Source organism: Dechloromonas hankyongensis, from assembly GCF_022012295.1.
GTDB lineage: Bacteria > Pseudomonadota > Gammaproteobacteria > Burkholderiales > Rhodocyclaceae > Azonexus > Azonexus hankyongensis.
Genome location: NZ_JAKLTN010000005.1, coordinates 113,141 through 121,942, shown reverse-complemented (window position 1 = coordinate 121,942; position 8,802 = coordinate 113,141). Strand labels below are relative to the sequence as shown.

The 8,802-nt window shown below is 58.9% G+C and carries 8 protein-coding genes and 2 tRNA genes; 7 read left to right on the top strand and 3 right to left on the bottom strand.

Annotated features, from left to right (window positions below; genetic code table 11):
- Positions 1–91: 91 nt before the first annotated feature.
- Positions 92–167: transfer RNA gene (locus tag LZ012_RS17955), tRNA-Met, on the bottom strand.
- A 66-nt stretch (positions 168–233) separates the two neighbouring features.
- Positions 234–854: a ParA family protein gene (locus LZ012_RS17950; protein WP_275712287.1), complete on the bottom strand. Its 621-nt coding sequence runs from the start codon at positions 852–854 to the stop codon at positions 234–236.
- Positions 855–948: 94 nt separating this feature from the next.
- Here LZ012_RS17950 and LZ012_RS17945 point away from each other — a divergent pair, with 94 nt between their 5' ends.
- Positions 949–1,749 (top strand): IclR family transcriptional regulator, encoded by an 801-nt coding sequence (locus tag LZ012_RS17945; RefSeq protein WP_275712286.1) that lies wholly within the window; start codon positions 949–951, stop codon positions 1,747–1,749.
- Positions 1,750–1,754: 5 nt separating this feature from the next.
- Here the strand turns inward: LZ012_RS17945 and LZ012_RS17940 are convergent.
- Positions 1,755–1,828, bottom strand: a tRNA-Thr gene (locus LZ012_RS17940).
- A gap of 39 nt (positions 1,829–1,867) precedes the next feature.
- Between LZ012_RS17940 and LZ012_RS17935 the strand changes: the two genes are divergently transcribed.
- The 6 genes from LZ012_RS17935 to LZ012_RS17910 are packed head-to-tail and all read left to right on the top strand — an operon-like array spanning position 1,868 to position 8,795.
- Positions 1,868–3,643, top strand: a complete 1,776-nt coding sequence (locus LZ012_RS17935) for a GGDEF domain-containing protein (RefSeq protein WP_275712285.1) — start codon at positions 1,868–1,870, stop codon at positions 3,641–3,643.
- 11 nt (positions 3,644–3,654) lie between these two features.
- Complete coding sequence (pseB, locus tag LZ012_RS17930) at positions 3,655–4,689, top strand: UDP-N-acetylglucosamine 4,6-dehydratase (inverting) (RefSeq protein WP_275712283.1); 1,035 nt, start codon at positions 3,655–3,657, stop codon at positions 4,687–4,689.
- Positions 4,686–5,831 carry a UDP-4-amino-4,6-dideoxy-N-acetyl-beta-L-altrosamine transaminase gene (gene pseC, locus LZ012_RS17925; RefSeq protein ID WP_275712281.1) on the top strand — a complete coding sequence of 382 codons (1,146 nt, stop codon included), beginning with the start codon at positions 4,686–4,688 and terminating at the stop codon, positions 5,829–5,831. The genes pseB and pseC overlap by 4 nt, the downstream gene beginning before the upstream one ends.
- Positions 5,828–6,715: an aldo/keto reductase gene (locus LZ012_RS17920; protein ID WP_275712280.1), complete on the top strand. Its 888-nt coding sequence runs from the start codon at positions 5,828–5,830 to the stop codon at positions 6,713–6,715. The genes pseC and LZ012_RS17920 overlap by 4 nt, the downstream gene beginning before the upstream one ends.
- A 17-nt stretch (positions 6,716–6,732) precedes the next feature.
- Positions 6,733–7,509 (top strand): glycosyltransferase family protein, encoded by a 777-nt coding sequence (locus LZ012_RS17915; RefSeq protein WP_275712279.1) that lies wholly within the window; start codon positions 6,733–6,735, stop codon positions 7,507–7,509.
- Complete coding sequence (locus tag LZ012_RS17910) at positions 7,506–8,795, top strand: aminotransferase class III-fold pyridoxal phosphate-dependent enzyme (RefSeq protein ID WP_275712278.1); 1,290 nt, start codon at positions 7,506–7,508, stop codon at positions 8,793–8,795. The genes LZ012_RS17915 and LZ012_RS17910 overlap by 4 nt, the downstream gene beginning before the upstream one ends.
- Positions 8,796–8,802 lie beyond the last annotated feature (7 nt).

The window sequence follows — 8,802 nt, the reverse complement described above, 5'->3', positions numbered from 1 at the left end:
CGTGAATTTATTTTTCAACATCTTCACAACTAACCCAACTTTCTCCAACCTCAGAAACAAAACGCTTGGCTTTGCCAAGCGCCTAATTTCTTGGTTGCGGGGGCAGGACTTGAACCTGCGACCTTCGGGTTATGAGCCCGACGAGCTGCCAACTGCTCCACCCCGCGTCCGTCAGAGGGGCGCATTATCCAGACTCGCCCCCAGTGAGTCAACAACAATTAACCAAAAGGCTGTTATTTTTTCTCGACCCACTGAACCAGTGACTGCCACTGCTCCATATCGCGGCGATGCCGAGCCCGCGGTGGATCGAAAACGGTGGCACCGGAAGCGGCGACATTGACGTAGTTCTGGGTATTGCGCACATAGGCAACAATCGGAATGTCGAAGTGCGTCAGGAACTCTTCGAGCATGCCTGCCGCTTTGGTGCGCGGATCGACACGCATGGCGACGATACCGACCTTGGCCCGTACGCCGCGGACTTCTCCACGAATGGCATTCAGGAAGTCTTCAGTAGCCGCCATATCAAATACGGAGGGCACCAAGGGAATGAGCACCTTATCTACTGCCTTCAAATAATCAGACAACTTATAGCCTTGCAGACCGGCCGGCGCATCGACGACCACCCAGTCGGCTTCGCGCGGCAGGCTCAGAGAAATCTGATTGCCGCCGTAGTAGCCAGTAATCGACGGCAAGGCCGGATCGCGAAAGGCCATCCAGCGCAACGAAGACTGCTGGCGATCAAGGTCGCACAGGGTTGTCTTCTTCCCCTGGCTCGCAAAATAGCCAGACAAATTCGTGGCCAGCGTCGTTTTGCCAGCACCACCCTTCGGATTTGCAACCAGAACCGCCCGCATAGAACCTCCCTATATATTTGCCGGGGGATTATATTCGCCGCCTCAAGCGCGTCATAGATGCATAGAATGTAGCTTTTCATCTATATAAGTAATCATGGTCACAAAAGTTGCCAGCGACCGTCAGGGGATTCAATCAGTCGAGGTTGGTTTTCGCCTATTGAAAGTCTTGGCTGCCACCAATCGCCCGATGATGTTGCGCGATATCGCGAAGGGCGCCGGCATGCCCGCCGCAAAGGCCCATCGTTATATGGTCAGTTTCTTGCGCATCGGCATTGTCGAGCAGGACGCAAGCAGTGGCCGCTACGATCTGGGCGCTTATGCGCTGGAACTCGGACTCTCCGGCCTGGGCCGCCTGGATCCCGTTCGCTTTTCAGGCCCCATTCTTGAATCACTGTGCGAGGAAATCCACGAAACCGTGGCCTTGGCGGTGTGGGGAACCCACGGCGCCACCATCGTCCGCATCGTTGATGCGGGCGGTCCGATTACTATTACCTTGCGCCCCGGCACCACGCTGCCGTTGTGCAACTCGGCGACCGGACGGGCATTTGCCGCTTTCTACCGCTCGCCCTATCTGAAAAAAGTGCTCGATGACGAGTTGGCACAGATCGCCGAATCAAGCAAAAAGGCGATAACCATCGTCCGCCGCCAACTGGAAAAGGATCTGACCGAGATTCGGGCGCACGGCATTGCGCGCGCGACGGGTAGCCTCACTCCCGGCATCAACGGCTTCAGCGCGCCGGTTTATGACCATACGGGCAGCATGGTGGCAGCGATCACGTCGCTGGGCTCGATGGGGGAATTCAATGTCGAATGGGATAGCCCGGCCGCCAAGCGGATGCTGGCTGCAGCGCATGCCCTGTCGCACCGCCTGGGCCATGGTGGCATTGCCGAATAAGCTACTGGTGCCCCCGAACGGAATCGAACCGCTACCTGATGATTACAAATCAACTGCACGACCTTCATGCTACGGGGGCTGCATGCAATGGGCCGCAATTATAGCCTGATCAGCGACCATGAGCACACTGACCAACCCATTCGAAATTGCTCGCGAAACATTGCGCCAGCTGGCCGCACGCCGCGTACCACCGACGCCGGACAACTACCTGACGCTTTATCAGGAAATATCTGGCGTAAAGCTGGCTGACGCCCACTTCCCCGAAAAGCAATTACGCTCGCTGGCTAGCGCGCTGCCCCGTGCAACCCCAGACCAGTTACGGCTTGCCCGACAACTCGACGATGCCATCAAGGCCGGCAACTGGGACGAATACCGCAACCGCCTGGTGGAGTTCGTCAATGCACTGACCGACGCACAAAAACTGGGCTGGGCAGAAATGATCGGCAATCTCTTCCGCCAATGGGATGCCAAGCACGCCGGACTAACCATTGCCCGCAAGCGAGAATCGCTGGAGCACGTGCTGACAAGCAGTGCCGCCAACCCGGACACTCTTTTCAACCGTCTACAGAGCTTGCTTCGCTCATGGGGGCAGGGGCGGGATCAAGAGGCCGGCACGGCTGAAGACGCCCCCCCCGACCAGGTCGCGGCGCCAGTAACCAGTCCGCCCCGACGCACGCCACCAACCGCCGCCGCAGACCTCCTGCCCGAATTGCGTGAACTGTTCGCTTTTACGCTGGAAACGGCAATCGCCACGCAACTCCTGGAAATCCCGCAACTATCGAGCGATGCCAAGGCATTAGCCCAGGATATTCGCAATGCGATTGATCTCGACCAGATGCAGGGATTCCTCGCCCGCCTGAAACGTTTTGCCTTCAAATTAGAATTACTTGCCGAAGACCACACCGAGCTACGCCTGAGCTTGCTCAAGCTACTGCGTTTGCTGGTCGGGAACATTTCAGAGCTGGTACTGGATGATCGCTGGTTGCATGGGCAAATTGAAATCGTGCGCGAGATTATCGACAAACCGCTTTCGCAGCGCTCGATAGACGACGCCGAACGCCGACTCAAAGAGGTGTTATTCAAGCAAAGCCAACTGAAATCGAGCCTCGCTGACGCACAGGCCGCCATCAAGCATATGCTGGCCGGTTTCGTGGATCAACTGGCCAGTTTCGCGGAAGCGACCTCCGACTACCATGACAAGATAGACATCTGCGCGAAAAAGGTCACTGCCGCCAACGACATCACTGAACTCGAAAACGTTCTCGCTGATGTCATGCGCGAGACGCGTACGATCCAGCTCAATGCTCAGCGCTCACGAGATAACCTGCGCGAAATGCAGCACAAGGTCGAGGAATCCGAACGTCGCATCAGGGAGTTGGAACGGGAACTCGAAAACACGAGCAACCTGATACGTCACGACCAGCTCACCGGCGCGCTCAATCGGCACGGGCTGGAGGAAATGTTCGCCAAAGAATCTGCACGTGCCCAGCGCCATGGCACGGAACTCTGTGTCGCCCTGCTCGATCTCGACAACTTTAAAAAACTAAACGATTCGATGGGGCACGAAACAGGCGACCAGGCGTTAATCCATCTCGCCACAGTCTGCCGCGAAACCCTGCGCCCACAGGATACCGTTGCCCGCTACGGAGGCGAAGAGTTCATCATCCTGCTTCCCGAGACGCCGCTCCATGACGCTACGGCGGTGCTAACTCGCCTGCAACGCGAACTGACCCGCAAGTTCTTTCTGCGCGACAACGAGAAAGTGCTGATCACCTTCAGCGCAGGAATCACGCAAATGCGTGCCGACGACACCCAAGCAACAGTCATCAAGCGAGCCGATGAAGCGATGTACGAAGCCAAAAAGAGTGGGAAAAATCGCGTCATTCGCGGATAGAGGCACAATTCATGCTTGAATTCCACAACCTATTTTTTGGGAATTCTCCTATGTTTGACAACAGCAGCATTCTGGTTACGGGCGGCACGGGCTCTTTTGGCCGTAAATTCATCGAGACCGTGCTCAAGCACCACAAACCGCGACGTGTCATCGTTTATTCCCGGGATGAGCTAAAACAATACGAAATGCAACAGGACTTTCCGCAGGCGGAAATGCGCTTCTTTATTGGCGATGTTCGCGATGGGGAACGCTTGAAGCAGGCCACGCGGGATGTCGATTTCGTCGTTCACGCTGCCGCGCTCAAGCATGTTCCTGCCGCCGAATACAACCCGGGCGAATGCATCCGGACCAATGTCGGCGGCGCTGAAAATGTCATCGCTGCCGCCTTGGCAAACGGCGTGAAAAAAGTTGTCGCCTTATCCACCGACAAGGCTGCCAGCCCGATCAATTTGTATGGCGCCACGAAACTGCTTTCGGACAAGCTCTTCGTTGCCGCCAACAATACCGTAGGCAAGCAGAACACACGTTTTGCCGTCGTGCGCTACGGCAATGTCGTGGGGTCGCGCGGCTCCGTTGTGCCCTTTTTCCGCAAACTCATCGCGGATGGCGCCAAGGAACTCCCCATCACCGACCCCCGGATGACCCGATTCTGGATCACCCTGCCGGAGGGCGTTAATTTTGTGGTCAAGGCTTTTGAGCGCATGCACGGCGGCGAACTATTTGTCCCCAAAATTCCCTCAGCTCTGATCACCGACCTCGCTACCGCCATGGCCCCGGACCTGCCTCATAAAATCATTGGTATTCGCCCGGGCGAAAAACTGCACGAGATGATGATTTCCCGAGATGACAGCCTGCACACCCTGGAATTTCCCGATCATTATGTGATTACGCCGTCGATTCGTTTCGTCGAAGGTAGCGACTACGCCTGTAACGGCAAGCAGGAAATCGGCAAACCGGTCGACGAAGGATTCAAGTACGTGTCCGACTCCAACCCCTGGTTCCTCAACACCGAGGAAATCCGCACGCTCAGCAGCTACATTGCATGATTCCCTACGGTCGCCAAAGCCTGAATGCGGCGGATATCGATGCGGTTGTTGCCGCATTGCAATCAGACTGGCTGACGCAGGGACCTGCTGTCCCTGCGTTTGAATCCGCCATGGCCACGCGCTGCGGGGCAAATCACGCCATTGCGATGTGCAATGCCACCGCCGCACTGCATATCGCCTGCCTGGCGCTCGAAGTAGGCCCGGGAGATCGGGTCTGGACGAGTCCGAACACGTTTCTTGCATCGGCCAACTGCGCGCGCTATTGCGGCGCCACGGTGGACTTCGTCGACATCGATCCACAGACCTTGAACATGAGCGTCGAGGCACTGGCGAGCAAGCTGGCTCGCGCCAAGACAGCAAACCAATTGCCCAAGGTCATCATTCCGGTTCACTTCTCCGGGCAGCCGTGCGACATGGAGGCGATTGGCGAATTGGCTCGCCAGTATGGATGCCGGGTTATCGAAGATGCAGCCCATGCGGTCGGGGCAACTTACCAAAACGCACCGACCGGCAACTGCGCCTACAGCGACATCACCATTTTCAGCTTTCATCCGGTCAAGATCATCACGACAGGCGAAGGCGGCATGGCCCTGACCAACGACCCCGAACTTGCCCAGCGCATGTCCCGTCTGCGCAGCCACGGGATAGTCCGGGAGCCGGCTGAGCTGGAGAATGAAAGTGATGGCCCCTGGTATTACGAGCAAATCGACCTCGGCTACAACTACCGTATGACGGATCTTCAAGCCGCTCTCGGCAGCAGCCAGCTGCAACGCCTTGATCTGTTCCTGAATGCCCGCCACGCACTCGCCACACGGTACGACACCCTATTGGCCGATTTGCCGGTAACCCTCCCGAAACGACTGCCGCACAGGCAATCCGCCTGGCACCTCTATCCGGTGCAAGTTGCGCCGGAATCTCGCCGTACGGTCTTCGAAACCATGCGCGCGGCCGGCATCGGTGTGCAGGTGCATTACATTCCGGTCCATCTCCAGCCCTACTATCGGGATCAGGGCTTCCGCCCGGGGGATTACCCCCATGCCGAGGCTTATTACCGTGGTGCCTTCTCCCTGCCACTCTATCCATCGCTAACGGCAGGCGAGCAGGACCGTGTGGTTACAGCGCTGAGCAACGCCCTGGCATGAAACTCGGACTGGGAACCGTCCAGTTTGGCCTGGACTACGGCATCACCAACACTGCCGGCCAACCCCCTCTTGAGGCTGTACGGTCGATCCTCGGCCACGCTATCCGGCACGGGGTGCATACGCTGGATACCGCAGCCCTCTATGGCGACTCGGAAAGCGTTCTGGGACAGGCACTCCCTCGCCCGCATCCGTTCTCCATCGTCAGCAAAACGCTCCCGCTGGATACGGCACTTTCTGAACAACGCGCCATATCCGTCATTAGCGCCGGAATTGATCGCAGCCTGCAACGACTTGGCGAGCCTCGTCTGTCCGGCCTTTTGGTGCATCGCCCAGACGACCTGCTCGGCCCGATGGGAGACGCGCTGTTTGAAGCGCTGAACACCCTGCGTTCCCAAGGCCTGGTGAAGAAAATTGGGGTTTCCGTCTATACCCCCCAGGAAGCGCTTACCCTGCTCCGCCGCTACCCGATCGAGATTGTCCAGTTGCCGCTCAACCCCCTGGACCAGCGCCATCTGCGGGAAGGCTCCGTACACGAACTGGCACACGCCGGCGTCGAAATCCATGTGCGCTCGGCCTTCCTGCAAGGGCTGCTGTTGGCGCCCTCCAGGCCATTGCCCAGTGGGCTGGAGGGACTGGCGCCAGCCATGGCTGCTTGGCAATCCCTGCTTGCCACGGAACAACTGACGCCTTTGCAGGCGAGCCTGGCGTTTTTGCGGGGGATTCCGGCGGTAAGCGTCACCGTATGCGGCGCGACGAGCCTGACCGAATGGCAGGAAATCGTTGCCGCCTACGACTCGGCACCCGCGCTGCCGACAGAATTATTCAAGAAACTGCCCATTCTGGACGATAAGCTTATTGACCCCAGATTCTGGCCCAAACGATAAAGTTCCGGATTCCATTCATGCTGGCCATCCTGCAAGCCCGTTGCTCATCTTCCCGGCTTCCCGGGAAGGTTCTCAAGCCGCTCGTCGGCGAGCCCATGCTCGCGCGGCATATCGAGCGGCTCCGGCGATCCCGGCATATCTCCCCCTTGCTGGTGGCCACCAGTACCGATGTTTCGGACGACCCACTGGCAGCACTTTGCCTGCGACTGGACGTTCAGTGCCACCGCGGCTCGCTCGACGACGTTCTTGACCGTTTTTTCCGTGCAGCGGAACCGCTGGCGCCCGAGCACCTCATCCGGCTCACTGGCGACTGCCCCCTCGCAGACCCCGAGGTGATCGACGCGACGATAGCGTTCCACTTGAACGGCGGCCACGACTACACCAGCAACGCCATTCAGCCCACCTTCCCGGATGGCCTAGACGTGGAAGTCTTTCGTTTCGCCTGCCTGCGCGATGCCTGGAACGAGGCAAGCCTGCAATCGGAACGTGAACACGTCACTTCCTTCATCTACCGTCGCCCGGAACGCTATCGAATCGGCCATTACAAGCAAGCCGACGATCTCTCCTGGCTGCGCTGGACGGTAGACGAGCCGGCCGATTTCGCGATGGTGCAAGCGGTTTACGAAGCGCTCTACCCGAGCAATCCTGAATTCACGACCACCGACGTTCTCCATCTTTTGGCCGAACACCCTGAAATCGCCCGCATCAACGCGGACATCACCCGCAACGAGGGCTACCTCAAGTCCCTCGCCACCGACCGGAACGTCACCCGCCTACAAGGTAACGCATCATGAGCCACCGCTACGCCAACTCCGAACAGCTACTCGAACGCGCCCTGCGCACCATCCCGCTCGGCTCGCAAACCTTCAGCAAGAGCAAGACCCAGTACCCGTTCGGCGTCTCGCCCTACTTCATCACCCGAGGCCAGGGAGCCCGCGTGTGGGACGCCGACGGCAACGAATACCTCGATTTCATCAATGGGCTGGCCTCCATCACCCTAGGCTACAACGACCCCGACGTGACCGTCGCCGTAAAAGCACAACTTGAACAGGGCGTGATTTTTTCCCTGCCCCACCCGGTGGAAATGGAAGTTGCCGAGCGCATCGTGGACATGGTGCCCTGCGCCGACATGGTTCGCTTCGGCAAGAACGGCTCCGATGCCACCTCCGGCGCCATCCGCCTCGCTCGCGCCCATACGGGCCGCGATCGCGTTGCCGTCTGCGGCTATCACGGCTGGCAGGACTGGTATATCGGCTCCACCGCCCGCCACCGGGGCGTTCCCCAGGCGGTGCGTGATCTCACCCAGGCCTTTGCCTACAACGATCTGGACAGTCTGGAGCGCCTGCTGCTCGCCCATCCCGGCGAATTCGCGGCAGTGATTCTTGAGCCGATGAACGTCGCTGATCCTTTGCCCGGCTTTCTTGAGGGCGTTGCCCGCCTGACCAGGTCCCACGGTGCGCTGCTTGTCTTCGACGAAACCATCACCGGCTTCCGCTACGCCAACGGAGGCGCCCAGGAATTGTTCGGCGTCACGCCCGACCTCGCCACTTTCGGCAAAGGCTTGGCCAATGGCTATCCCGTATCGGCTGTTGCCGGCCGGCGAGACTTGATGAAACTGATGGAGGAAATTTTCTTCTCATTCACCTTCGGCGGCGAAACCCTGTCGCTGGCCGCCTCCGCCGCCACCCTGGACAAGCTGAAGCGCTGCCAGGTGACCGACCATCTCGCCGCGCTGGGTCGCCTGCTCATGGCCGGCATCCGCGAGCGCATCACCCGGCACGGAGTCGACGAACTTCTTTCCGTTGCCGGCCACCCGAGCTGGTCCTTCCTGATCCTGAAAGACACGCCACTGGCCAGCCAGTGGGAAACCAAGACGCTATTCCTGCAATCGCTCTTCGAGCGTGGCGTCCTGAGTCTGGGCACGCACAACCTTTCCTATGCGCACACCGAGGCCGATATCCAGCGGCTGCTCGCGGTATACGACGAGGTTTTTCCGCTACTCAAGGCGGGCGCATTCGAAGGACGGATGAGCGAACTGCTGCGCTGCCCGCCGCTGGAACCGCTGTTCAAAGTTCGTTAAAGCCAGA

What these genes read in the sequence shown, in the direction of transcription:
- LZ012_RS17950 (WP_275712287.1), bottom strand. Translation starts at nt 854, where the DNA reads ATGCGGGCGGTTCTGGTTGCAAATCCGAAGGGTGGTGCTGGCAAAACG.
- LZ012_RS17945 (WP_275712286.1), top strand. Translation starts at nt 949, where the DNA reads ATGGTCACAAAAGTTGCCAGCGACCGTCAGGGGATTCAATCAGTCGAG.
- LZ012_RS17935 (WP_275712285.1), top strand. Translation starts at nt 1,868, where the DNA reads ATGAGCACACTGACCAACCCATTCGAAATTGCTCGCGAAACATTGCGC.
- pseB (WP_275712283.1), top strand. Translation starts at nt 3,655, where the DNA reads ATGCTTGAATTCCACAACCTATTTTTTGGGAATTCTCCTATGTTTGAC.
- pseC (WP_275712281.1), top strand. Translation starts at nt 4,686, where the DNA reads ATGATTCCCTACGGTCGCCAAAGCCTGAATGCGGCGGATATCGATGCG.
- LZ012_RS17920 (WP_275712280.1), top strand. Translation starts at nt 5,828, where the DNA reads ATGAAACTCGGACTGGGAACCGTCCAGTTTGGCCTGGACTACGGCATC.
- LZ012_RS17915 (WP_275712279.1), top strand. Translation starts at nt 6,733, where the DNA reads ATGCTGGCCATCCTGCAAGCCCGTTGCTCATCTTCCCGGCTTCCCGGG.
- LZ012_RS17910 (WP_275712278.1), top strand. Translation starts at nt 7,506, where the DNA reads ATGAGCCACCGCTACGCCAACTCCGAACAGCTACTCGAACGCGCCCTG.